Source organism: Clostridium sartagoforme, assembly GCF_004794105.1.
Taxonomy (GTDB): domain Bacteria; phylum Bacillota; class Clostridia; order Clostridiales; family Clostridiaceae; genus Clostridium; species Clostridium sartagoforme_B.
On sequence record NZ_SRYR01000019.1, the window covers coordinates 1 to 23,480 of the forward strand.

Consider the following 23,480-nt stretch of genomic DNA (forward strand, 5'->3'; position numbering starts at 1 on the left):
ATATTTAGCTGACTGATACTAATAGGTCGAGGGCTTGACCAATAAATTTTGGAAATGTTAAAAATTATTCATATGCAATTTTCAGAGAACATAGTTCTCTAAGGAAACTCACTAAGCAAAGCTTAGGAGTACAAGATTCTTGCTAAATCAAAGATTTAGAGAATCATAGCATCTGGTGATGATGGCGTAGAGGAAACACTCCTTTCCATTCCGAACAGGAAAGTTAAGCTCTACAGCGTCGATGGTACTGCACGGGCGACTGTGTGGGAGAGTAGAACGTTGCCAGGTCTTATAAGGCTCGATAGCTCAGTCGGTAGAGCAGAGGACTGAAAATCCTCGTGTCCCTGGTTCGATTCCTGGTCGAGCCACCAGGTATGGCGCTATAGCCAAGTGGTAAGGCAGAGGTCTGCAAAACCTTTATTCCCCGGTTCAAATCCGGGTGGCGCCTCCAAAAAAATCCTACAAGATTTCTTGTAGGATTTTTTATTTTTCTAATAATATTTTATTGTTAGAGTAGTATTTAAAAATACTACCTATAGGAATAGATATATTAGGATAATCATGTCCTAATTTAAATCCATATATGATTGGTTGCTTTAACGAAGATAATCTTTCTGTGATGACTTCATTAATTAGTGGGCTAGATTTTGAACCAATACAATTAGTAAAGCTACCGACTATAATTGCTGAAGATCTTTGAAGTTTTCCACAGGATAGAAGTTGAGAAAGCATTCTATCCACAACATAAGGATTTTCATTCACATCTTCTATAAGAACAATATTATTTTCTAATTTAACTTCATAAGGAGTTCCAATAGCAGAGCAAATTATTGAAAGATTACCACCTACTATTTTTCCAAAAAAATCCTTATTGTTTTTGATTATAAAATCATCATGACATACATCATTTAAATCATAAGATAATTTTTCGTCATTAGATAATAAAACTTTGAGAAAATATTCTCTTGTAGTTATATCATCAAAATTAGAGTTAATCATAGGGCCATGAAAAGTTGGAAAGTTACATTTTCTACTAATATAATTTAATAATAATGTTATATCACTATATCCAAAAAAAACTTTTGGATTTTTTTTGATTATCTTTAAATCTAAGTAAGGCATCATTCTGATAGATCCATACCCACCTCTAAAAGAAATAATAGCATCTATATTGTTATCAGCAAACATAGAATTTAAGTCATCGGCTCTATTTTTATCATCTCCTGCTAGATATCCAGTATTATCATATAAGTATTTACCTTTCTTTATTTTAAATCCAAACCTAGAAAATAAGTTTATCTTTTCATCTATAAATTCACTGCTTTCAGGGGAAGCAGGAGATATTATACCTATGGTAGAATTATAAGAAATATTTTTTAATTTATTTTTAGACAAAGATAAATACACCCACTTTTTAATATTTGTATTAATATATTATAGATTTACTATCTTTATACTAGGGAGATTTTTTTAATAAAAAAACTCACCATTATAAATGATGAGTTATATAAATTATATTTTTTATTATATTCATTATGAAAACATATCTTTTTTATAAAGAAGATAAGCAGCTCCGAAAGTTAGTAATAGAGTTATAAACATAGTTATTTCAAATCCATATTCATTAGTTATTAAAGGCATTCTAATAAAGTTCATACCAAAAATACCACCGATAACTGTAGGAATAGCCATTAATATCGTAACTGATGCAAGAACTTTCATCACTATATTTAAATTATTAGAAATTACAGAAGCAAAAAAGTCCATAGTACTTGCTAGTATATTACTATATATTTCTGTCATTTCTATTGCTTGTTTATTTTCTATAATAACATCTTCTAAGACATCTTGATCTTCTTCATATATTTGCATTATCTCAAGCTTTAGCATTTTTTCTAAGGTTATTTCATTTGCCTTAAGAGAAGTAGAAAAGTAAACTAATGACTTTTCTAATGAATGAAGCTGAATTAATTCCCTATTTTTCATTGATTTATGTAGTCTCTTTTCGATCATTAAGCTCTTCTTATCTATTTGTCGTAAATATACTAAATATGCACTGGAAATTTTACTTAAAATTTGTAGAATAAATCTAGACTTTTTAAATGAATAAAAGGATTTAACCTTCCCATTAATAAAATCTGTAAGAATTCTACTGTTTTTTAAACATACAGTTATTAATTGCTTATCAGTATGTATTATAGCAAGTGGATATGTATCATAAGTTAATGAATTATCTTCCATCTCAGTAAATGGTATATCGACTATAACTAATAAGCAATTATCTTCTATATCTATACGAGAGGTTTCTTCATCATCTAACGGTGCCTTTAAAAAAGGTAGTGGTACACCAGTTTTTTTAGATATTAAGATTAACTCTTCATCAGACGGAGCCACTATATTTATCCAGCATCCAGGTTCTAAGTTGTCTAACGCTTTTAGTGAAGGATTGCTTTCACTAATGCTTTTATATATTTGAATCATTTTTAAACCTCCATAAATAGACTTCAGAATTAATTATACTATTTAAACTTACATTTGTAACATATTTATAGCATTTTATTTTTTCAATAATCGACAATTAATTTATGATTATAATGAAGTAAACTTATACATTATTTAGATTTTTTTATTTACGAGATATATGAAGATATCTATAGGAATAGTGTACAAGCACTATTTAATTTATGGTAATGTAAGTTAACACTAAAAATAGTGTTATAATCATCAAAAAACAAATATGGCTAAATATCTAAATACTTAGTATAATCTCAATATTGTTTATTACAATTTAGTGATATCATGATGGGGGAAAATATTAAAATGATGCATAGGGAAGTCGTGGCTAAAAAAAGAGTGCCTGTTATTACTACTATTTTACTTACCTTAACAGTGGTGCTATATTTAGCAGAAGCTATTGAAAGGTCTAAGTTTAAAGATCATGTGATGGGGAATGTATTTAATGGAACACTTGTAATAATTACTTTACTATTAATAGCTAAGGAAATAAGAAGTTGCTTTGTTTCATATAAATATGCTGTTATAGCGGATAAGATAATAATTAATTCAATTAATAGCAAGGAAGAAAAGAACTTAGAAAGTATAAGAATGTCTGACGTTCTTTATATAGGAGATAAATATTCAATTCCAAAAAAGTACTTATATACTATTAGAACTAAAAAATACCTTTGTAATAGAGTTGGAGTAAAATCATATTATTGTATTTGTAAAAATGGAGATGAAATTCAAAAAATAAAATTTCAGCCAAGTGAAAAGTTTGTTAGCAAAATAATAAAAAGTGGCGGATTAAAATGTGACTTAAAGAAATAGGCTCTATTATAGAGCCTATTTTTTATAAAATTCATTCTTAACTTCTGCCAGTAAATTTTCATTAGAAATAATATCATATCCAGTAAAAGCTAAGGCTAAAGCTGCCTTTATTGCTTCATTAAATCCATATTCACTTACAGTTGCTTTAGCAAAATCTCTTGTTCCATATTTAGTGCTACTATCTTCTATTATTGAATAGAAAGGTTGAATACTTGGAATAGACTTACTAACAACTCCAAGACTTAATCCAGAATTTATATCTCTTGGACCACCAATATTTATAATTCCAGTTTCCTTTAAATTATGACTAAATAATCTATTTAAAGATCTATTTGTATTTAATTCTTCATTCTCAGGCTCATATAAAGAGAAAACACTTTGGATTCTGATAAGTTTAGATACATATATTCCAATTTCTCTTATCTTTTCTTCCACAACTCTTGCTACATCCATTTCTTTAGCTCTGATATAGAACTTTGCTTCTGCTTCTAGAGGTAATAATAAAGGGGTAGAGCCTCCATTTGATAATATTGAGGTTACTTCAACATCATCAGGGAATCCTTTTTCAACTATATTTAAAATATTTAAAGTTAATAAAATACCATCTAAGGAAGTATAACTTTTTTTGTTTAAAAAGCTTAGTCCTTTATTACCTATAAATTTTAAACTTAATGGAATTATGGCAGATGATGTACCACTTTCGCAAGTTACAACATCAGGATGAGCAAGCATGGCAATGTCAATGTCTTTAAAGACATCTTGTTTAACCATTATAGACTTAGTTCCTCCTAAGTATTCACCAGGACACCCAATAATAGTTACTGTGCCTCCGGTCTTCTCAACTATAGCTCCAAGAGCCATTGCTGCAGCTACAGAGGTAGAAGTAAGTAGATTATGACCTGTAATATGCCCTTCATTTTCAATTGCATCATACTCACATAAGAAGCATATCTTTGGATGTGAGGTTCCTTTAGTAGCATAAAAGGATGTATTTAATTCTAAAAAGTCCTTACTAACTTCAAAGTCATGTTTTTCTAATAAGTCAGTGATATATTTATAAGCCTTATGTTCTTCATAACTTTTTTCAGGATTTTCATATAAAAATTTATTTAAATTAATTAAATCTTCTTTGTGTTTTTCAATATAACTAATCATTTCTTGTTTCATAACATTATTCCTCCCAAATTATCATATCTTTAACTTTCCCTTAAATAGAGATAATTATTTATTAAATATAATTCAATTAATAATTTATATTTTTATAGTTTTATAGTTTTATAGTTTTATGAAATGGAAGTCATAACTATTATTTAAGTATAACATTGTAATAGGAAGCATAGCCTTTAATTTTTTTTATGAGTATAAAAAAAATTCACTTAGGCGAGAATTAAAATAAAAAATGGAGGTTAAAATGAGTTTCAAAAAGAAAAAAATCAATTTAAAAATAAAAGATATAGATAAAAATACATGTATAGTTTGTAGTAAAGAATTAGTTGATGATATAATTAATGATGGATGCTTATTATGCCATGAATGTAACAACGAAACAGTTAGCTTAAAAGTGACTGATAAAAAATATGAATACTATAAAGAGAGAATAAAAAAGTGGCTTATAAGCAATTTTAAAATAATAACATGAGGTAGTAGAAATGAACAAAGGTAAATTTATTGTATTTGAGGGCGGAGACGGTTCAGGAAAGAGTACTGTTCTAGAAATGGTATATAATTATTTAATTGAAAATGGTATTGATTGTATAAAAACAAGAGAACCAGGTGGTATAAAAATATCTGAGGATATAAGAGAAGTGATTTTAGATACTAAGAATACATCTATGGATCCTAAGACAGAAGCTTTATTATATGCAGCTGCAAGAAGGCAACATTTAGTAGAAAAGGTTATACCAGAATTAGATAAGGGAAGAATTGTGTTATGCGATAGATTTATTTTTTCATCACTAGCATATCAAGGTTATGCTAGAAATATAGGGGTAGATGAAGTATATCAAATTAATAAATTTGCAATTGGAGATTATATGCCTGACTTAAATATTTTCTTTGATGTTTCTCCAGAAGTTGGATTAGAGAGAATTAATAGCAATGATAATAGGGAAGTCAATAGATTAGATTTAGAAAAAGTTAATTTTCATCATAAGGTTAGAGAGGGGTACTATACTTTAGTTGAAAAGAATAAGGATAAATTTGAAGTAATTGATGCAGAAAAATCATTAAATGAAGTTTTTCACTCAGTTAAATCCATAATTACAAATTTTATCAAATAAATTCTATTAATAAGTAAACTTTTTAATTAAATTGCAAGACTTTTGTGATAAAATATTATTGAGGAGATTATTTATGAGGGAGGGGTTTATATGAAGTTAGTAATAGCAATGGTGCAAGATGATGATGCTATGGATCTAGTTGATGCTATAACAGAAGCTGGATTTAGAGTAACTAAACTTGCAACTACTGGAGGATTCTTAAAATCAGGTAATACAACTTTAATGATAGGTGTAGAAGCTGATAAGGTACAAAAGGTTATAGATGTTGTAGAAGATGTTTGTAAGACTAGAAAGCAAATCATTACTACTCCAACTCCTATAACAGGAAATGTAGATATGTTTATGTCATATCCGATTGAAATAGAGGTTGGGGGAGCAACAATTTTTGTAATAGATGTGGATCAATTCATTAAGATATAACTGGAGGAAAAGATGGGAAGTTTCATAGGACATAAAAATATAACAGATAGCTTTATAAAAAGAGTAGAATTAGGTGAGATTTCCCATGCTCATATTATTGTTGGTGAAGATGGTATTGGCAAAAGTAATTTAGCTAATAAATTAGCCGTTAATATATTAGGTAAATTAGAGGAGAAAGATTATATTGACATTATAAAATATAGGACTAAGAAGTCTTCTTTTGGGGTAGACGATGTAAGAGAAATTGTAGAAGAAGTATATAAGAAGCCCTATGAAGGTGATAAGAAAGTAATAATAATTTATGATGGGAATAAATTAACCGTGCAAGCGCAAAATGCTCTTTTAAAGACTATAGAAGAGCCACCAAAGGGAGTTTATATAATTTTATTATGTGAAAGCTTAGAGCTTATATTAGATACTATTAAGTCTAGATGTCAAATATATAAATTAACTCCTTTAAGTAAAGAAGAAGTAAGACTTTATTTAAATAGAATTAATAATAATGAATTTAGTGAAGATGAAATTAATGCTGCAATTGCATATAGTGAAGGAATTCCAGGAAAAGCAGAAGCCTTTTTAAAGGATGCATCATTAAAGGACTTAAGAAATACTGTAATTGATTTATTATTTATATTAACTAAAAATAATTTAAAAGAACTTTTAGATTTTGAATCTAAAATAGTAAGTTTTAAAGATAAAAAGGACGAATTATTAAGCATTTTAGCCTCCTTTATAAGAGATATTATAATTTATAAAGAAGTTAGTGATGGCACAGGGATAATAAACGGGGATAAAATAGATAATTTAAAAAAATTAGCAGTTGAAATGTCCTATAAGAGGCTTAGCAATATTATTGATAAAATAGGAGATGCTAGGAAGGCATTACTCAGCAATTCTAATTTTCAATTAACTATTAGAGTTATGCTTATAGGTTTTATGGAGGTTTAATAATGATAAAAGTAATAGGCGTTAGATTCAAAAAGGCTGGTAAAATATATTATTTTGACCCAAATGGCCTTAATATTAATAAAGGTAGCTTTGTTGTTGTAGAAACAGCAAGAGGTATAGAGTTCGGAGAGTGCGTTATTGGAATTAAGGAAATTCCTGAAACTGATATAGTAGCTCCACTAAAAAGTGTAATTAGAGTTGCAACAGAAGAGGATGTAGAGAAACATAATTCTAATAAAGTAAAAGAAAAAGATGCTTTAGATATTTGTTTAAAGAAAATAGAAGAGCATAAATTAAATATGAAGCTTATCGATGTAGAATATACTTTTGATAATAATAAAGTTATATTTTACTTTACAGCAGATGGTAGAGTTGATTTTAGAGAATTAGTTAAGGACCTTGCGACTATATTTAAGACTAGAATAGAATTAAGACAAATAGGGGTAAGAGATGAAGCTAAGATGCTTGGAGGATTAGGACCTTGTGGCAGACCTTTATGTTGCTCAACCTTCCTTGGAGATTTTGCATCTGTATCTATTAAGATGGCAAAAGAGCAAAACCTTTCACTAAATCCAACTAAGATATCTGGTATCTGTGGTAGATTAATGTGTTGCTTAAATTACGAACAAAGCACATATGAAGATATTAGAAAGAGATTGCCTAAGGTAGGATCTATAGTTAATATTGGAGAAACCAATGCTGAAGTTATTGGTAATAATACTGTGAAGGAAAATGTAAAGGTTAGATATAGAAGAGGCGACGAAGAAATTATAGAAGAATTTAAAATAGATGATATTGAATTAGTTGAAGGTGGATATGAAGATTCTGTAGATGAATCAGATATTAAATTAGAAATTGAATCACCTGAAGATAAAAAGTTAATTAAAGATTTAATAAAAGATAATTAAGGAGGGTATTAAATGAAAACAGTATTAAAGATTTCAAATCTTAATACAAATGAAGATGTTATAAGCATTAGAGAAGTTGTAGGAAGCAATGAAGGTGTTATAGCTTGTGAAGTCAGCTTAAGTAAAAAGGAAGTTAATATAGTTTATGATGATAAATCAGTAACTATAGATAAGATTATTGCTGAAGTTGAAGAATTAGGTTACAGTATTAATTAAGCTTGTACAAATTAATTCTTTAGAAGACTTTAAAAATTTTTACCCATGTGATAAAATAGATTTTGAAATAAATTCTATTATTAGGAGGTGCTAATTATGGCATTTTTAATTGAAGATAGCTGCATAAACTGTGGTGCATGCGCTGCAGAATGTCCAGTTAATGCTATAAGTCAAGGAGATACTCAATTCGTTATCGATGAGGATACTTGCATAGATTGTGGAAACTGTGCAAATGTTTGTCCAGTAGGAGCTCCAGTACAAGCATAATTTATATAAAGAACCGCTTATTTAGCGGTTCTTTATTATTTCCTCAAGAAAAATCACAGAAGGTTTATTATGAAAAGAAAGTTCATTAGTATAAATAGAAGTAGAATTATAGGCTACAGTATCTTTTATAGATGATAAGAAACTTAAAGGACCATTTAAATAGAAAAAATTTGAGGAACTTTTAAAACTCATAGGAATTACATATTTAGGTTTTAAAGTTAATGCAACCTTTGAAGCAGAATGTCCATCTAATAAAAAATGTCCTCCTATTGGTATAAAAAGAAAGTCCAAATCTGATAATTCTTTTACTAGATCATCATTTAATATGTGTCCGAGAGACCCTAGATGAGCTAATCTGAATCCATCAATTTCTAAAAGGTAAATTATATTTTCACCTCTTTTAAACCCATGAAAATTATCTCTATAGCTTAGGAAACCTTGAATTTTAATAAAAGAGTTTTCAAACTTAGATATAGAATTGATTATTTTATAATTAGAACTAATATAATCACTTATAATTTCTTCATTATGAGTATGACTAAATGTAATTATATCAGGATTTAAATCATATTTTTGTATATAGGGATATAATTGAATTGGATCTAAAAGAATCTTTTTTCCAAGAGAGTTTTTAATTAAAAAACTAGTATTACCAATCCATGTTATTTCCATATCTATCACCTCTTATATAGTTTAGACAAAAGATTATGTATAATTCCTTATTAGTAAAATAAAATAGGAAAATGGACATATTAAAATTAATAGGCTATAATTAAAGTCAAAGATGGTCAATTTTAAAAAGTAAGTTTAAGAAGGTGAAGATATGGCAAGAATTTCAGATACAATAGAAAATTTTATAAATGATATGTTAAATGAAGAAAAAGAAAGACAAGTCTTAATTCAAAGAAATGAATTAGCAGATAAATTTTCCTGTGCACCCTCTCAAATAAATTATGTATTAACTACAAGATTTACTTATGAAAAGGGATATATAATTGAGAGCAAAAGAGGCGGGGGAGGTTGTATAGTTATTAGAAAAATAACATACGATGATAAAGATGAGAGACTATCCTTAATATTGAGCTCTATAGGTGAAAGTATAACTTATGGTAATGCTTTATCTATTTTAGATCATTTGAAGGATACTAAGACTATAACTAATAGTGAATACGAAATTATTAAAATTACTTTAAATGATAGGACTTTAACTTCTGTTGAAGATAAAAATAAATTAAGGTCAGATATGCTTAAAGGAATTTTAACCGTAATATTATCATAGAGTATGTTATATATCTAGAGTTTATCTGTAAGTATAATTAGCAATAGGGTATGGAGGTATGTATGGTTTTTGGGAAATTTACAGAAAGGGCTCAATTAATGCTTGTTGAAGCACAAAAAGAATCGCAATTTTTTAAGCATGGATATATAGGAACAGAACATGTTCTTTTAGGTATATTGAAAGAAGGTGGCTTTGCCAATAGGGTCTTATATATTAATGGAATTACTATAGATAAAGCTAGAAAGTTTGTAGAAGAATACCTTGGATATGGAGACTTAGAAATCTCTATAGGTGAAATGCTTATTAATCCAAGAACAAAAAGAGTATTTGATGATAGTTTCGCTAAAGCAATGATGTATAATCATAGTTTTATTAACCCAGAACATATCTTACTAGCTTTACTTGATGATGTAGAAGGAGTCGCCTTTTCTATAATATCAAACTTTAAGATAGATACTAAGCATGTAAGAAATGAATTAGTAAGACATCTTAATAAAAGTGACTTAAATGAAAATAGGTATGCCGAAAAAAATAAAAATGTTAATGTCAAGACTCCTATGTTAAATCAATATGGAAGAAACTTAACTTTATTAGCTAAGGAAGGTAAGCTTGATCCAGTAATAGGCAGGGAAAATGAAAATAGAAGAATGCTTGAGATTCTTTGTAGAAGAGGTAAGAATAATCCTTGTTTAATAGGAGAACCTGGTGTAGGTAAAACAGCAGTAGTTGAGGGATTAGCCCAAATGATATCAGATGGAAATGTTCCTGAAATATTAAGAGATAAATCAATTATTTCTATAGATCTAACTTCAATGGTAGCTGGAGCTAAATATAGAGGTGAATTTGAAGATAGGTTAAAGAAAGTTATGGAAGAAATAATAAATGCTAAAGATATAATAATATTTATAGATGAACTCCATACTATAGTTGGGGCTGGTGGAGCTGAAGGAGCAATAGATGCTTCTAATATACTAAAACCTGCTTTAGCAAGAGGAGAAATTAAGTGTATTGGAGCTACAACAATAGATGAGTATAGAAAATATATAGAAAAGGATTCAGCTCTTGAAAGAAGATTTCAGCCAGTTATGATAGAAGAGCCTTCTAGAGAAGAAACTTATAAAATACTTAAGGGATTAAAAGAAAAATATGAGCTGCATCATATGGTGAAAATAGAAGATGAGGCTTTAGAAGCAGCAGTGGAATTATCAGATAGATATATTACAGATAGATTTATGCCAGATAAAGCCATTGACTTAATAGATGAAGCATCAGCTAAGATAAGAATAGAAAACTTAACTACTCCTCCAGAAATTAGTAGACTTAAAGAGGATATTGAAAAGTTATCTAGTGAAAAAGAAATAGCTATAAAGGGAAAAAGCTTTGAAGAAGCTTCTCTGTTAAGGGATAAAGAAGTAATTTTAAAAGATAAGTTAAGTTCTATAGAAATAGAAATAAATAATAGTGATTTTAGTAATATAGTAAATAGGGAGGAAGTAGCCAAAGTAGTATCAGTTTGGTCTAAGATACCTTTAGAAAAAATTACAGAATTAGAATCAGATAAATTACTTAAACTAGAAGAAACTTTAGAAGAAAGAGTAGTTGGACAAAAAGAAGCTGTTGTTGCAGTATCTAAAGCTATTAGAAGGGCCAGGGTTGGACTTAAGGATCCTAATAGACCTATTGGAACATTTATATTTTGCGGACCTACAGGTGTTGGTAAGACAGAGTTATCTAATACCTTGGCTGAAACCTTATTTGGAAATAGGAAAAATTTAATTAGGATTGATATGTCAGAATATATGGAGAAGCATTCTGTAGCAAGGTTAATTGGTGCCCCCCCTGGGTATGTTGGATATGAAGAGGGGGGACAATTAACAGAGGCTGTTAGAAGAAATCCATATTCAGTTATTCTATTAGATGAAATAGAAAAAGCTCATCCAGATGTTTTTAATATATTGCTACAAGTAATGGAAGATGGAAAATTAACAGACAGTAAAGGCAGAGGTGTTAACTTTAAAAATACTATTATTATAATGACTTCAAACTTGGGAGCCCATAATATAAAGAAAAAGAATACTATGGGATTTTTAAATGATGAGTCCTTGGATAAAAGTGAATATGAAAATATGAAGAATAGTATATTAGAAGAAGTGAAGAGGAGCTTTAAGCCTGAGTTTATAAATAGAGTTGATGAAGTAATAGTCTTTAAGAAGTTAGTGGATAGTGATATCTTAAAAATAATTAATATATTGCTTAATGGAACTATTAATAAGCTTAAAGATAGAAGAATAAGTATAAGTTTAAATGATGAAAGTAAGAAGTTCCTAATTAATAAGGGAGTAGATATTAACTATGGAGCTAGGCCTTTAAAGAGAATTATAACTAAAGAATTAGAAGATAAAATTAGTGAAGAAATGTTAAAAGGATGTATTAAAGGCGGAGACAATTTAGAGGTATATTGTGATGGAAAAGAGCTTTGCTTCAAGCATATATCCTAAAAAATCATAGTTTTTAATAAGTATAGAAAAAATTAAAATAGCAAATAATATCTTATAAATCATGCATATCTTAAAGTAATGTGCATGATTTTTTTATAAATGATAAAATATAATTGTTATTTTAAACAACTATTATACGTAAGTTATAACAAAAATGTGAAATATATATTTGAATTCTGAAAAATATGGTAATAATATAAATTATTATCTAAAAGTAGTTGCATTTTAAAAAATAGAAGTATATAATAAAAATAAATAATATACCCCTAGGGGGTAGGAGGATAAAAATGAGTAAGGAAATAAAAGAAAAAGAACTTATAATAATAGGTGGTGGTCCAGCAGGGCTAACTGCAGCAATATATGCAACAAGAGCAAAGCTTAATATGCTTTTATTAGAAGATCAAATTCTAGGTGGTCAAGTTAGAAACAGCTATACAATTGAAAATTATCCTGGGTTCAAAAAAGTTTCAGGCTCAGAATTAGCTGATTTAATGCAACAACAAGCAGAAGAACTTGGTGCAGAAATAGATGAATTTGATATGGTGGAAAGAGTTGACTTTAGTGGAGATGTTAAAATAGTCGAAACTAATAATTATATATATAAAACAGATACTGTAATTATTTCAACAGGAGCTACTCCTAGAAAATTACCTATTCCAAATGAAGAGAAATTCTCTGGAAAGGGAATACACTATTGTGCAGTATGTGACGGCGCAATGTATGATGGAAAAATAATTGGAGTAGTTGGTGGAGGAAACTCTGCATTAGAAGAAGCGTTATTTTTAACTAAGTTCGCTAGCAAAGTTTATATGATAAGAAGATATGACTACTTTAAGGGAGAAAAAGCAACAATAGAAGAAGTTATGAACCACCCTAAAATAGAAGTATTATTTAATAAAGACTTAGTTAATGTTGAAGGAAATAACTTCATGGAAAAGGCTATTATTAAAGATTCTATAGATGGAACGGAAGAAGAAATGCCTATGGATGCAGTATTCGGATTTATAGGAACAGAACCAAAGACAGACCACTTTAAGGGTCAAATTGATTTAACTGATGGAAAGTATATAAAAACAGATGAAAGTATGAGAACTAATGTCAAGGGTGTTTTTGCAGCTGGAGACGTTAGAGAAAAAGAGTTTAGACAAATTACTACAGCAGTAGCTGATGGTACTATTGCAGCTCTACAAGCAGAGAAGGTTATAGTTGAAAGAAAGAAAAACCAAAAGTAATAAACTTTTTAAAAATAACAACAAAAATAGTAAGGAGAGATAGTATGATTAAAATTTATTCAACATCTTGGTGCCCATCATGTGTTAAGGCAAAGAGATTCTTTGATATGAAGGGTTGGGAATACCAAGAAATAAACGTAGCAGATAAACATGAAGATAGAGAAGAAGTATTTAAGGTATCAGGACAAAGAACTGTACCAGTTATTGATATAGAAGGTGAAATTATCGTTGGTTTTGATAAAAATAAAATAGAATTAGCGAAAAGTAAGTAGGTGAATGGGATGTTTAGTTGTATAAAAGGAAAAGAATTAACGTTTAAAAATTTAGTGAACGGTGAGTGGACATCAAGCGAAAGTGACCAATTTATAGAAATATACTCTCCAATAGGAAATTGTTTAGTAGGAAAAGTTCCTGCTATGACTAAGGAAGAAGTAGACTTTGCAATAAAGAGTGCAGATGAGGCACAAAAGGCTTGGAGAAATGTGGCGGTAAACAAAAGAGCGGAAATATTATATAAGGCAGCAGATCTGTTAATTGAAAAAGCTGATGAAATGTCTAGTATTATGATGAGAGAAATCGGAAAAGACAAAAAGTCATGTGAGTCAGAAATATTAAGATCAGCAGACTATATTAGATTTACAGCAGATACAGCAAAGAATTTATCTGGTGAAAGTATTCCAGGAGATAGCTTCCCAGGATTTAAGAAAAATAAAATATCTGTAGTTACTAGGGAACCATTAGGAGTAGTTTTAGCTATTTCACCATTTAACTATCCAGTAAACCTTGCAGCATCAAAGATAGCACCAGCTTTAATTGCAGGTAACTCCGTAGTATTAAAGCCAGCAACTCAAGGAAGTCTTTGTGGTTTATACTTAGCAAAGGTATTTGAGCAAGCTGGAGTTCCAGCAGGAGTATTAAATACTATAACTGGTAGAGGTAGTGTAATCGGTGATTATATAGTTAAGCATCCAGATGTAGACTTTATAAACTTTACTGGAAGTACAGAAATAGGTTCAAGAATTTCTAGCATTACTAGTATGGTACCACTATTAATGGAACTTGGTGGTAAGGATGCTGCAATAGTATTAGAGGATGCAGATTTAGATGTAGCTGCTTCAAATATTGTAGCAGGAGCATATTCATACTCAGGTCAAAGATGTACAGCTGTTAAGAGAATATTAGTTGTAGATAAAGTTGCAGACAAGCTACTTGAAAAAGTTAAGGCTAAGGTTGAAGCATTAAAGGTTGGTAACCCAGTAGATGGAGCAGATGTAGTTCCTCTAATCGATATGAAATCAGCTGACTTTGTATGGGAACTAATTGAAGATGCAAAGGCTAAGGGAGCTAAATTAATATTAGGTGGAAATAGAGAAGAAAATCTAATCTACCCAACTTTATTTGATAATGTAACTACTGATATGAGATTAGCTTGGGAAGAACCTTTCGGACCAGTACTTCCTATAATTAGAGTAAAAGATAAAGATGAAGCAATTGAAATTGCTAATAAGTCTGAATATGGACTACAATCTTCAGTATTTACTGAAAATATTAATGAAGCATTCTACGTTGCAGATAGATTAGAAGTTGGTACAGTTCAAGTTAATAATAAGACTGAAAGAGGACCAGACCACTTCCCATTCTTAGGAGTTAAGGCATCAGGAATAGGTACTCAAGGTATCAGATATTCTATAGAAGCTATGTCTAGACCTAAGGCTACAGTAATTAATTTAAATAGATAGTAATCAGAAGAACTAATCCAGGCGCGTAGCAGTGCTTAGTTCCCACTTTGAGAAGATGGGGGTATTAGCTATTGTAGCGCTCAGATAAAGTTATATAAGGAACCTAGTAGAAATATTAGGTTCCTTATTTTTGCATTAATAGTGTAGTATGAAATTATAAATATATTAGATTGATATAATTAGGGAATAGGTAAAGAGGAGATATTGGAACGCATATTATATATAAAAAGGAGTAGCTAAATTAGCTACTCCTTCATACTTATGCCTGAATGTTAAAAATAAGATTTATATTTAACCTAAGGCAATATTTAATTCATACTAGATGTTTAATGCGCTATCTATAGCATTTTTATCAAATCCAACGATTACTGTTCCGTTTATATCTAAAACAGGAACTCCCATTTGTTTTGATTTATTTATCATTTCATCTCTAGCTTCCATATCTTCTTGTACGTTGAATTCTTCAAATTCTATATTAACTGATTTTAAATAATTTTTAGCTTTAACGCACCATGGGCAAGAGTTTGTACTATATACTTTAACCATTGCTAAATCCTCCTTCAAAATTATCAATAGATAATTAATATTATTTAATATAAAGTTTACACTATATTACTACTTAATTCAACATAAATATCATATTTTATTAAAAATAAGAATGTGATATCATATCTTTATAAAATAGTTTGGTTAATTATTTAATTAAACCTTGATTTTCTAAGTTTGAGTTAAGAACCATATTATCTAAAGAATTAATATTGGTATCGTTAATTCTTTCAGATAAATTATCTTTTTTATCATCTTTCAATATATTTTTTGATGGTATATTTGAGTAATATTCCTTGCTAACCATAGTATCATCTCCTTTGTTAGATATAGGATTATTATTTGCAATTTTTAAATTTATAATACAGACTAAAATAGTAGAAAATTTTCAACTGGTCTAGACATCTATAACTACTTTTAATATAATAATTATAGGAGGATTACTTAATGATAGATAAAAATAGTCCAATCCCAATATATTATCAACTGAAGAATGACTTAATAGCTAAGATTTCTGAGGGAATATGGAAGCCTGGTGAATGTATAGCTAGTGAAAGAGAGCTTTGTGAGGTATATGGTGTTAGTAGAATGACCATAAGACAAGCGATTGGAGAACTGGTACAAGAAGGTATATTACTTAGAGTTAAAGGAAAAGGTACATTTGTATGTGAACAGACCTTTAAGCAAAAGGATATGATGAGTTTTACTGAAATAGTAAAGCAAATGGGTGGAAAGCTAAAATCAGAAATTATAGATTTTTCTAAAATACAGACTCCAGAGGATTTATCAGATATTTTTTCTCTGGAAGAATTATATGTAATTACTAGAAAGCGTATAGTTGATGATGAATGTGTAGCCTTAGAAAAGGTATATATACCAGTAGATTATTGTGGATATATTGATAAAGAGATGTTACAAGGCTCTTTATTTACAATATTAGAGGGGTTTGGATATAAAGTAGACTATTCTAAATCCTCAATAGCAGCAGTTATTATGAATGCTGAATTGAAAAAAATTTTTAATGTAGATAAAGAAGTACCTATGTTAAAAATCATAAGTAAGACTTATGATCTTAGTAATAAGATGATATTTTTAGAAGAAGCTATATATAGATCTGATAAATTTACTTTAGAAGTAAACATATCAAGACGAGAGGGGAAATTAAGATGAAAATAATAATCACTAAAAACTATGAAGAATTAAGTAAAGTTGCAGCTAATGAAATGGCAGAAACTATAAAAAGCAATCCAAAAGCTATATTAGGATTAGCAACAGGTGGATCACCAATAGGTATGTACAAGGAATTAATCAGAATGAATAAAGAAGGAGAAATAGATTTCTCTACTATTACAACTGTTAACCTTGATGAATATATAGGATTAAGCGGAGAACATACTCAAAGCTATAGATATTTCATGAATGATAACTTGTTCAACCACATAAATATTGATAAGAAGAACACATATGTACCAAATGGTTTAGCAGAAAATATAGAAGAAGAATGTAAAAACTATGATGCTAAAATAGCAGATTTAGGTGGTACTGATGTTCAATTATTAGGAATTGGAAACAATGGACATATTGCATTTAACGAACCAGATCAAGAATTAGTAGCAGGTACTCACTTAACTGGATTAACTGAAGATACTATAAAAGCTAATGCAAGATTTTTCGATTCAATCGATGAAGTTCCAAAGACAGCTTTAACAATGGGTCTTGGTGGAATAATGAAATCTAAAAAGATTATAGTTATTGCAAGTGGTGAAGGAAAAGCTGAAGCAGTAAAAGCTATGGTTAATGGAAAGATCAGTACTAATATGCCAGCTTCAATGTTACAAATGCATAGAGATGTAGTTGTTATAATAGATGAAGCAGCTGCAAAGTTACTATAGAATAGATTTTTTAGATATAAGAGGATGTAATTTATACATCCTCTTATTTTTTGTTCCTGGAATAGAGAGTAATTTACAGTAATTGACAGTGGAAGTTCGTTATATAATGAGAAGTAGGAAGTAAAAGCCAATATTAATAGTATACAGATTGAGCTGTAAGTTAGACACTCCAGTATTTTTCGTGTAAAATAATTAAGGTATATAGATTAGAAAATTTATCCGATGGCTACCATTGCTAACACTCCCCACATTACTATAAGTGGGAGCTAAGCACTGCTACGCACCTGGATTAGTTCTTCTAACCTTCAGATGGAGTAGGGTACTCCTATTAAGAAAACTCCAGCTGAAGATAAGAATTACTTTATGTAAAAGAATAATAACTAGGATATAATATTATATAGGTTTCAATAAATAATATTATATTTTGAGAACTTATGTTATTTTAAGTGAAAAATAGATTTGAAAGTAAATTACATTAATTGAAAGTAGATAGCTTTTAATTTTTATATAAGTTGACTGTGTACTTACCTAACTAAAATATTTTACATATAAATTAATTTGATAAAAGGTAAAGAATTTATTGCAACTTATATACTGATAAAGTTATATGTTTGTTATATTATATTTTTATAGTAATTTAATAGAGATGTTATTCATAAAATAAAAAGATTGGTGGTTAAGCTATGGCAAAGATTAAATCCATATTTGTTTGTCAAGAATGTGGATATGAGTCTCCTAAATGGTTAGGAAAATGTCCAGATTGTAATAGATGGAATACTTTAGTTGAAGAAGTTAAAGAAAGTACAAAGGTTAGTAATTCAAAAGTTAATACTATTAAAGTTTTAGATAATATGCCGAAAAGTATAAGGGAAATTAAGTCTGGTGAAAAAGAAAGATATGATACAGGACTTAAAGAACTTAATAGAGTATTAGGTGGAGGGCTTGTTAGAGGATCATTAACTTTAATATCTGGTGATCCTGGAATAGGTAAATCTACATTATTACTACAAACGGCAGATGCTATTTCTAAAAAATATGGCAAGGTTTTATATGTATCTGGGGAAGAGTCAGAGGAGCAAATTAAAATTAGAGGAGATAGGTTAGGAGTTAATGCAAATGACCTATATATAATTTCTGAAACTAACTTAGATTTAGTAGAAGCATATATTAATGAATTAAAGCCAGTATTTGTTATTATAGATTCTATACAAACTATATATAAGGAAACTATTACTTCAGCTCCAGGAAGTGTATCTCAAGTTAAAGAATGTTCCAATACTATAATGAGAATAGGTAAGAATCAAAATATTCCTTTATTTATAGTGGCTCATGTAACTAAACAAGGCGAATTAGCAGGTCCTAGAGTTCTTGAGCATATGGTTGATACTGTTTTATACTTTGAAGGTGAAAGAACAGAAGATTTTAGAGTTTTAAGGACTATGAAGAATCGTTTTGGTACTACTAGTGAAATTGGTGTTTTTGAAATGGCTGAAGAAGGATTAAGAGAGATATATGATCCATCTAGAATATTCCTAGAAGATACTAGTTTTAATCAAGAAGGTTCAGCTGTTATAGGTATAATGGAAGGAACTAGACCTATATTAGTTGAGATACAAGCATTAGCTAGTGAAAGTAACACTCACTTAGCAAGTAGAACTGCAGTTGGTATAGATAATCAAAGGTTAAGACTTATACTTGCAGTTTTAGAAAAGAAACTAAGGGTACCTTTTTATAAATATGATGTTTATGTAAATGTAGTTGGAGGTCTTACCTTAGATGGAACTACTGGAGATTTAGGCTTAGCCTTAGCTTTATTATCTAGTGTAAAAAATGTTGGTATTAAGTTAGAGAGAACTGTTATAATAGGAGAAGTTGGGTTAACAGGTGAAATAAGACCTGTAACAGCTTGTGAAAGACTTATTAAAGAAGCAGAAAAAATGGGATTTGAAAATGCAATTATACCTGAAAGGAATAGGGATAAGGCAAAGAGTGATGTAATTAACGTAATAGGAGTTAGTAATTTAAGAGAAGCAATTAATAAGATATTCTAGTAGATTGGGTGAGTATATGAGGATAAAGTTTGATGAAGAAATAAAAAGTATCTTAAAGCTTATGAGTCCAGGAACAGCTTTAAGAGAGGGATTAGAAAATATTTTAAGGGCTAAAACTGGTGGATTAATAGTAATAGGTGATAATGAAGAGGTAATGAAGATAGTTGATGGTGGATTTAATATCAATTCTGATTATTCTCCAGCCTATGTATATGAACTAGCTAAAATGGATGGAGCTATTGTATTAAGTAGCGATTTAAAAAGAATAATATATGCTAATACTCAATTAGTGCCAGATCATACACTTACGACATATGAAACTGGTACTAGACATAGAACTGCAAATAGAGTAGCTAAGCAAACTGGGAATATAGTAATAGCTATTTCCCAAAGAAGAAATATAATTACTATATATAAAGGTGATTTAAAATATGTACTTCAAGAAAGTAGCATTATTTTAGCAAGAGCAAATCAAGCTATTCAGACTTTAGAAAAGTATGTTAATGTTTTAGATAGAGTAATTAACAATTTAAATTTACTAGAGTTTCAAGATTTAACTACTATATTTGATGTAGTTACAGCTATACAAAGAACAGAAATGGTTATGAGAATAGTAGAAGAAATTAAGAGGTACATAGTAGAGCTTGGCAATGAAGGTAGACTTATATCAATGCAACTTAGTGAGCTGATTAGGTTTATAGAAAGAGATGGAATATTATTAATTAGGGATTATTGCAAGGGTGATAAGGACTATAATGAAATATATAATGATATTCAAAAGCTTACATCTGAAGAATTAGTTGATTTAGATTTAATAGCTAAATTACTTGGATATTCAGGTCAACCTCTAACAGATACATTAATTTCTCCAAAAGGATTTAGAATATTATTTAAGGTTCCAAGAATACCAACCTCTGTTATTGAAAATTTGGTTAAGCATTTTGAACAATTAAAATATGTAATTAAGGCAGATACTGAAGATTTAGATAGAGTTGATGGTATTGGGGAAGCTAGAGCTAAAGCCATAAGAAGTGGTTTAAAGAGAATAAAGGAACAGATTTATCTAAAGAGCGAAATTTAGTAAATTTATGTATAAAACTAAAAAAAGTAGATAATAATAGAAAAGCAGGGGTTAACCTGCTTTGACTTTACCTAAAAGTATATTTACCTAATATATTAATTTTATTTTCTTCTTTTAATAATATATCGTATAGATTCAAATCTAAGCTATTACATAAAGAAGTAAGATAAAATATATTATTACCTATTTCATTTTCTATAATTTCACGACAGTTATTGCATAGATTTCCTTCTATTTGGTGAGTTAATTGCTGACTTAAGCTTTCGTTATCTAAGTCAATATTAACTTCATCATTACTTTTTTGTGTGTTTTCACTATGATTTTTACTATTTATTAATTCACCGATTTTAGAAGGAATATCTTGCTTTTTTGCATATATACTTATGCAACCACAATCAGTTACTGCCTTTGCTAGGGCACGATTAACCCTTGAATTTGATTCTGTTAACTTAGTCATTATATCTAAAATACTTCTGTGTCGTAGAAGAGATTCATTAACATCATTTTGAAAATTATCAAATATTATATCCTTCATTTATAGCTCAACTCCTTACAAGATTATCACTGTTTGGGAAGAATAATTTGCAGTTATGGGTGTAGTAGATGATAAAATTATAATAAATGAATTATTTTCTTTTTTATAGGGGGTATTTTAAATTAATAAGAAATTAATAATTCGCCATTTTAGTGAATACCTTTATATGGTATAATTAAGTGGATTAAGAACAAGTATTATTTTAAGGAGGTGAAAATATGTTAAAAAAGATTATAAGAGTTATATTTACTGCAATTGGATTAATAAGTGGTTATATATTAAGTGGAGTACTACTTAATATTAAAGCTTTAAGTGCAAGTAATTTTTTATCAAAATCAATTGGAATTATATCTTTTCGTATCTTTATAACTATTATTTTAGGAATTATATTTTATATTATATCGCCACGTATATATGACTCTATGCTTAAGATTATTGAATATATAGAAAAAAGCATTCAAAGATTTACAGCAACTGAACTTATTTATGGTGGAGTAGGGGCGCTAAGTTCTCTGATTCTTACGTCCTTGATAGGGTTACCCCTTAATAATATAGATTTATATGGACTTGGACCTATATTATTTGTGCTGTTAAATTTAATATTTGCAATTATATTTGCAAGTATATTTATTGAAAAGAAGGATGACATAGCAAATGTTCTTGTAAACTTAAAGAAAAGTAGTCAAAAGGAAAAGAAAACTAAGGGGCATTCAAAGAATAATCCTAAAGTTTTAGACACATCTGTTATTATAGATGGAAGAATTTTTGATATATGTCAAACTGGTTTCGTAGAAGGTCCTTTAGTAATTCCTAATTTCGTATTAGATGAATTAAGACATATCTCTGATTCAGCTGATTCTTTAAAAAGAAATAGAGGTAGAAGAGGTCTAGATATACTAAATAAGATTCAAAAGGAATTAGATATAGAGACTCAAATCTGGGAAGGTGATTTTCCTGAAATTCAAGAAGTAGATAGTAAATTATTAAAACTTGCTCAAACTCTTAAAGGAAAAGTTGTTACTAATGACTTTAACTTAAATAAAGTAGCTGAATTCCAAGGAGTTCCGGTTTTAAATATAAATGAACTTGCTAATTCTATTAAGCCAGTAGTTCTTCCAGGAGAAGAGATGAAGGTTATAGTAGTTAAGGACGGTAAGGAAGCAACTCAAGGTATTGGATACTTAGATGATGGAACTATGATAGTTGTTGAAGGTGGAAGAAGATTCATGGGAGAACAAATAGTAGTTATAGTTACATCAGTTCTACAAACAGCAGCAGGAAGAATGATATTTGCTAAACCTAAGGAAGATTAAGTAGGTGTTTTTATGGTTAGTGCTATAATTTTAGCCGGTGGAAAAGGCAAACGAATGGGAGCTAAAATTAGCAAACAATATATAGAGCTTAATGGTAAGCCATTATTATATTATACATTAAAGCAGTTTTTATCTTGTGATGAAATTAATAAGATTATATTAGTTTTACCTAAGGAAGAGATAGAGTATTGCAGAAATGAAGTTCTAGAAAAATATTCACTTAAAGTTGATTTAATAGTTGAAGGTGGAAAAGAGAGACAAGACTCTGTGTTTAATGGGCTAAGTGCGGTAAAGGATGAAGGCATAGTCTTGATACATGATGGAGCAAGACCATTTGTTTCTAAAAGGATAATTACTGAAGGAATAAAATATGCTGACCTTTATGGAGCAGCAGCTCCTGGAGTAACACCAAAAGATACTATTAAAATTAAAGATGATAAGAGTTTTTCTAAGGAAACTCCTAAGAGGGAGACATTAGTTGCAATACAAACTCCTCAAGTTTTTAAAAGTAATATTATTAAAGAGTGTCATAAGAGACTTAAAAATGATAACTTAATAGTAACAGATGATACCATGGTAGTCGAAGCTTATAATTATGGTGTTTATCTATATGAAGGTGAATATACAAATATTAAAGTCACTACTCCAGAAGACTTAATATTGGCTGAAAAGCTAATAAATGTAGTAGACTAATATATTGACAGAAGATTTACAAGACTATATAATTAATTAAGCTAAAATTAAATAGGTTTTAAATCAGTGAAGAAGAATAGTAAAATCCGCTTTTTCAGAGAGAAAATTCATGGGCTGTAAGATTTTCAATAGGGTTTGAACCAGCTTTGGAGTTATAGGTAAAAACTATCGGTTTAACATCGTTAAAATTACTAGAGTACAAATTTAGGTGGTACCGCGATTAATATTCGCCCTAATTATTTAGGGCGGATTTTTT

26 protein-coding genes, 2 tRNA genes and 1 rRNA gene are annotated in these 23,480 nt (G+C 29.1%); 22 read left to right on the plus strand and 7 right to left on the minus strand.

Features of this window, described 5'->3' with window-relative positions; translation table 11 throughout:
• The first annotated feature begins 171 nt into the window (after window positions 1–171).
• The 3 genes from rrf (at window position 172) to E5347_RS16240 (ending at window position 451) form a co-directional block, all read left to right on the plus strand.
• Window positions 172–288: ribosomal RNA gene (gene rrf, locus E5347_RS16230) — 5S ribosomal RNA — on the plus strand.
• Between the two features lie 7 nt (window positions 289–295).
• Window positions 296–371, plus strand: a tRNA-Phe gene (locus E5347_RS16235).
• Window positions 372–376: 5 nt separating this feature from the next.
• Window positions 377–451: transfer RNA gene (locus E5347_RS16240), tRNA-Cys, on the plus strand.
• A gap of 32 nt (window positions 452–483) precedes the next feature.
• Here E5347_RS16240 and E5347_RS16245 read toward each other — a convergent pair.
• Together E5347_RS16245 and E5347_RS16250 are read right to left on the minus strand one after the other, a co-directional pair.
• Complete coding sequence (locus tag E5347_RS16245; protein ID WP_136008274.1) at window positions 484–1,395, minus strand: S66 peptidase family protein; 912 nt, start codon at window positions 1,393–1,395, stop codon at window positions 484–486.
• A 138-nt stretch (window positions 1,396–1,533) separates the two neighbouring features.
• Window positions 1,534–2,481 carry a magnesium transporter CorA family protein gene (locus E5347_RS16250; RefSeq protein WP_136008275.1) on the minus strand — a complete coding sequence of 316 codons (948 nt, stop codon included), beginning with the start codon at window positions 2,479–2,481 and terminating at the stop codon, window positions 1,534–1,536.
• Window positions 2,482–2,820: 339 nt separating this feature from the next.
• Here E5347_RS16250 and E5347_RS16255 point away from each other — a divergent pair, with 339 nt between their 5' ends.
• Entirely contained in the window at window positions 2,821–3,327 is a 507-nt protein-coding gene (locus E5347_RS16255) for a hypothetical protein (RefSeq protein WP_136008276.1), read from the plus strand.
• 15 nt (window positions 3,328–3,342) lie between these two features.
• On the opposite strand, the gene E5347_RS16260 is transcribed toward E5347_RS16255, so the two are convergent.
• On the minus strand, window positions 3,343–4,494 hold the full coding sequence (locus E5347_RS16260; protein ID WP_136008277.1) for a M20 family metallopeptidase: 1,152 nt from the start codon (window positions 4,492–4,494) through the stop codon (window positions 3,343–3,345).
• Between the two features lie 244 nt (window positions 4,495–4,738).
• On the opposite strand from E5347_RS16260, the gene E5347_RS16265 reads away from it, so the two are divergent.
• From E5347_RS16265 to E5347_RS16295, 7 genes are all read left to right on the plus strand, one after another.
• Window positions 4,739–4,966 (plus strand): sigma factor G inhibitor Gin, encoded by a 228-nt coding sequence (locus E5347_RS16265; protein WP_243109808.1) that lies wholly within the window; start codon window positions 4,739–4,741, stop codon window positions 4,964–4,966.
• 10 nt (window positions 4,967–4,976) lie between these two features.
• Complete coding sequence (tmk, locus tag E5347_RS16270) at window positions 4,977–5,606, plus strand: dTMP kinase (protein WP_136008278.1); 630 nt, start codon at window positions 4,977–4,979, stop codon at window positions 5,604–5,606.
• A 90-nt stretch (window positions 5,607–5,696) separates the two neighbouring features.
• A complete protein-coding gene (locus E5347_RS16275) occupies window positions 5,697–6,026 on the plus strand; it encodes a cyclic-di-AMP receptor (protein WP_136008279.1) in 330 nt (109 codons plus the stop codon).
• Window positions 6,027–6,038: 12 nt separating this feature from the next.
• A complete protein-coding gene (locus E5347_RS16280) occupies window positions 6,039–6,974 on the plus strand; it encodes a DNA polymerase III subunit delta' (RefSeq protein ID WP_136008280.1) in 936 nt (311 codons plus the stop codon).
• Window positions 6,975–6,976: 2 nt separating this feature from the next.
• Window positions 6,977–7,882, plus strand: coding sequence for a PSP1 domain-containing protein (locus E5347_RS16285; RefSeq protein ID WP_136008281.1), 906 nt, complete (start codon window positions 6,977–6,979; stop codon window positions 7,880–7,882).
• Between the two features lie 12 nt (window positions 7,883–7,894).
• Window positions 7,895–8,098 (plus strand): heavy-metal-associated domain-containing protein, encoded by a 204-nt coding sequence (locus E5347_RS16290; protein WP_136008282.1) that lies wholly within the window; start codon window positions 7,895–7,897, stop codon window positions 8,096–8,098.
• 96 nt (window positions 8,099–8,194) lie between these two features.
• Window positions 8,195–8,365 carry a 4Fe-4S binding protein gene (locus tag E5347_RS16295; RefSeq protein WP_136008283.1) on the plus strand — a complete coding sequence of 57 codons (171 nt, stop codon included), beginning with the start codon at window positions 8,195–8,197 and terminating at the stop codon, window positions 8,363–8,365.
• 21 nt (window positions 8,366–8,386) lie between these two features.
• On the opposite strand, the gene E5347_RS16300 is transcribed toward E5347_RS16295, so the two are convergent.
• Window positions 8,387–9,037 carry an MBL fold metallo-hydrolase gene (locus E5347_RS16300; protein ID WP_136008284.1) on the minus strand — a complete coding sequence of 217 codons (651 nt, stop codon included), beginning with the start codon at window positions 9,035–9,037 and terminating at the stop codon, window positions 8,387–8,389.
• Window positions 9,038–9,188: 151 nt separating this feature from the next.
• On the opposite strand from E5347_RS16300, the gene E5347_RS16305 reads away from it, so the two are divergent.
• The 5 genes from E5347_RS16305 (at window position 9,189) to E5347_RS16325 (ending at window position 15,113) form a co-directional block, all read left to right on the plus strand.
• Window positions 9,189–9,644 carry a CtsR family transcriptional regulator gene (locus E5347_RS16305; protein ID WP_136008285.1) on the plus strand — a complete coding sequence of 152 codons (456 nt, stop codon included), beginning with the start codon at window positions 9,189–9,191 and terminating at the stop codon, window positions 9,642–9,644.
• 62 nt (window positions 9,645–9,706) lie between these two features.
• Window positions 9,707–12,142 (plus strand): ATP-dependent Clp protease ATP-binding subunit, encoded by a 2,436-nt coding sequence (locus E5347_RS16310; protein WP_136008286.1) that lies wholly within the window; start codon window positions 9,707–9,709, stop codon window positions 12,140–12,142.
• A 287-nt stretch (window positions 12,143–12,429) separates the two neighbouring features.
• Window positions 12,430–13,374 carry a thioredoxin-disulfide reductase gene (gene trxB / locus E5347_RS16315; protein ID WP_136008287.1) on the plus strand — a complete coding sequence of 315 codons (945 nt, stop codon included), beginning with the start codon at window positions 12,430–12,432 and terminating at the stop codon, window positions 13,372–13,374.
• 44 nt (window positions 13,375–13,418) lie between these two features.
• The gene (locus E5347_RS16320; RefSeq protein WP_136008288.1) at window positions 13,419–13,646 is read left to right on the plus strand and encodes a glutaredoxin family protein; all 228 of its coding nucleotides are present in this window, start codon (window positions 13,419–13,421) and stop codon (window positions 13,644–13,646) included.
• Between the two features lie 9 nt (window positions 13,647–13,655).
• Entirely contained in the window at window positions 13,656–15,113 is a 1,458-nt protein-coding gene (locus E5347_RS16325) for an NADP-dependent glyceraldehyde-3-phosphate dehydrogenase (protein WP_136008289.1), read from the plus strand.
• Between the two features lie 318 nt (window positions 15,114–15,431).
• Here E5347_RS16325 and E5347_RS16330 read toward each other — a convergent pair whose 3' ends face one another.
• Together E5347_RS16330 and E5347_RS16985 are read right to left on the minus strand one after the other, a co-directional pair.
• Complete coding sequence (locus E5347_RS16330) at window positions 15,432–15,659, minus strand: glutaredoxin family protein (protein ID WP_136008290.1); 228 nt, start codon at window positions 15,657–15,659, stop codon at window positions 15,432–15,434.
• A 148-nt stretch (window positions 15,660–15,807) separates the two neighbouring features.
• A complete protein-coding gene (locus E5347_RS16985; RefSeq protein WP_168354986.1) occupies window positions 15,808–15,966 on the minus strand; it encodes a hypothetical protein in 159 nt (52 codons plus the stop codon).
• A 140-nt stretch (window positions 15,967–16,106) separates the two neighbouring features.
• On the opposite strand from E5347_RS16985, the gene E5347_RS16335 reads away from it, so the two are divergent.
• The 4 genes from E5347_RS16335 (at window position 16,107) to disA (ending at window position 20,683) form a co-directional block, all read left to right on the plus strand.
• A complete protein-coding gene (locus tag E5347_RS16335; RefSeq protein ID WP_136008291.1) occupies window positions 16,107–16,829 on the plus strand; it encodes a GntR family transcriptional regulator in 723 nt (240 codons plus the stop codon).
• Window positions 16,826–17,551 carry a glucosamine-6-phosphate deaminase gene (gene nagB, locus E5347_RS16340; RefSeq protein ID WP_136008292.1) on the plus strand — a complete coding sequence of 242 codons (726 nt, stop codon included), beginning with the start codon at window positions 16,826–16,828 and terminating at the stop codon, window positions 17,549–17,551. The genes E5347_RS16335 and nagB overlap by 4 nt, the downstream gene beginning before the upstream one ends.
• Before the next feature lie 683 nt (window positions 17,552–18,234).
• Complete coding sequence (radA, locus tag E5347_RS16345) at window positions 18,235–19,602, plus strand: DNA repair protein RadA (protein ID WP_136008293.1); 1,368 nt, start codon at window positions 18,235–18,237, stop codon at window positions 19,600–19,602.
• A 16-nt stretch (window positions 19,603–19,618) separates the two neighbouring features.
• Entirely contained in the window at window positions 19,619–20,683 is a 1,065-nt protein-coding gene (gene disA / locus E5347_RS16350) for a DNA integrity scanning diadenylate cyclase DisA (RefSeq protein WP_136008294.1), read from the plus strand.
• A 67-nt stretch (window positions 20,684–20,750) separates the two neighbouring features.
• Here disA and E5347_RS16355 read toward each other — a convergent pair whose 3' ends face one another.
• A complete protein-coding gene (locus tag E5347_RS16355; protein ID WP_136008295.1) occupies window positions 20,751–21,218 on the minus strand; it encodes a DUF1573 domain-containing protein in 468 nt (155 codons plus the stop codon).
• A gap of 218 nt (window positions 21,219–21,436) precedes the next feature.
• Here E5347_RS16355 and E5347_RS16360 point away from each other — a divergent pair, with 218 nt between their 5' ends.
• Window positions 21,437–22,531 (plus strand): PIN/TRAM domain-containing protein, encoded by a 1,095-nt coding sequence (locus E5347_RS16360; RefSeq protein ID WP_136008296.1) that lies wholly within the window; start codon window positions 21,437–21,439, stop codon window positions 22,529–22,531.
• A gap of 12 nt (window positions 22,532–22,543) precedes the next feature.
• On the plus strand, window positions 22,544–23,224 hold the full coding sequence (ispD, locus tag E5347_RS16365) for a 2-C-methyl-D-erythritol 4-phosphate cytidylyltransferase (protein WP_136008297.1): 681 nt from the start codon (window positions 22,544–22,546) through the stop codon (window positions 23,222–23,224).
• Window positions 23,225–23,480 lie beyond the last annotated feature (256 nt).

Coding starts and splice junctions, on each gene's coding strand:
- trxB (WP_136008287.1), top strand. CDS start 12,430: ATGAGTAAGGAAATAAAAGAAAAAGAACTTATAATAATAGGTGGTGGT.
- E5347_RS16260 (WP_136008277.1), bottom strand. CDS start 4,494: ATGAAACAAGAAATGATTAGTTATATTGAAAAACACAAAGAAGATTTA.
- E5347_RS16310 (WP_136008286.1), top strand. CDS start 9,707: ATGGTTTTTGGGAAATTTACAGAAAGGGCTCAATTAATGCTTGTTGAA.
- E5347_RS16275 (WP_136008279.1), top strand. CDS start 5,697: ATGAAGTTAGTAATAGCAATGGTGCAAGATGATGATGCTATGGATCTA.
- nagB (WP_136008292.1), top strand. CDS start 16,826: ATGAAAATAATAATCACTAAAAACTATGAAGAATTAAGTAAAGTTGCA.
- tmk (WP_136008278.1), top strand. CDS start 4,977: ATGAACAAAGGTAAATTTATTGTATTTGAGGGCGGAGACGGTTCAGGA.
- E5347_RS16265 (WP_243109808.1), top strand. CDS start 4,739: ATGAGTTTCAAAAAGAAAAAAATCAATTTAAAAATAAAAGATATAGAT.
- E5347_RS16335 (WP_136008291.1), top strand. CDS start 16,107: ATGATAGATAAAAATAGTCCAATCCCAATATATTATCAACTGAAGAAT.
- E5347_RS16355 (WP_136008295.1), bottom strand. CDS start 21,218: ATGAAGGATATAATATTTGATAATTTTCAAAATGATGTTAATGAATCT.
- E5347_RS16330 (WP_136008290.1), bottom strand. CDS start 15,659: ATGGTTAAAGTATATAGTACAAACTCTTGCCCATGGTGCGTTAAAGCT.
- disA (WP_136008294.1), top strand. CDS start 19,619: ATGAGGATAAAGTTTGATGAAGAAATAAAAAGTATCTTAAAGCTTATG.
- E5347_RS16255 (WP_136008276.1), top strand. CDS start 2,821: ATGATGCATAGGGAAGTCGTGGCTAAAAAAAGAGTGCCTGTTATTACT.
- E5347_RS16360 (WP_136008296.1), top strand. CDS start 21,437: ATGTTAAAAAAGATTATAAGAGTTATATTTACTGCAATTGGATTAATA.
- E5347_RS16325 (WP_136008289.1), top strand. CDS start 13,656: ATGTTTAGTTGTATAAAAGGAAAAGAATTAACGTTTAAAAATTTAGTG.
- E5347_RS16290 (WP_136008282.1), top strand. CDS start 7,895: ATGAAAACAGTATTAAAGATTTCAAATCTTAATACAAATGAAGATGTT.
- E5347_RS16250 (WP_136008275.1), bottom strand. CDS start 2,481: ATGATTCAAATATATAAAAGCATTAGTGAAAGCAATCCTTCACTAAAA.
- E5347_RS16320 (WP_136008288.1), top strand. CDS start 13,419: ATGATTAAAATTTATTCAACATCTTGGTGCCCATCATGTGTTAAGGCA.
- E5347_RS16285 (WP_136008281.1), top strand. CDS start 6,977: ATGATAAAAGTAATAGGCGTTAGATTCAAAAAGGCTGGTAAAATATAT.
- E5347_RS16295 (WP_136008283.1), top strand. CDS start 8,195: ATGGCATTTTTAATTGAAGATAGCTGCATAAACTGTGGTGCATGCGCT.
- E5347_RS16300 (WP_136008284.1), bottom strand. CDS start 9,037: ATGGAAATAACATGGATTGGTAATACTAGTTTTTTAATTAAAAACTCT.
- E5347_RS16280 (WP_136008280.1), top strand. CDS start 6,039: ATGGGAAGTTTCATAGGACATAAAAATATAACAGATAGCTTTATAAAA.
- ispD (WP_136008297.1), top strand. CDS start 22,544: ATGGTTAGTGCTATAATTTTAGCCGGTGGAAAAGGCAAACGAATGGGA.
- radA (WP_136008293.1), top strand. CDS start 18,235: ATGGCAAAGATTAAATCCATATTTGTTTGTCAAGAATGTGGATATGAG.
- E5347_RS16985 (WP_168354986.1), bottom strand. CDS start 15,966: ATGGTTAGCAAGGAATATTACTCAAATATACCATCAAAAAATATATTG.
- E5347_RS16305 (WP_136008285.1), top strand. CDS start 9,189: ATGGCAAGAATTTCAGATACAATAGAAAATTTTATAAATGATATGTTA.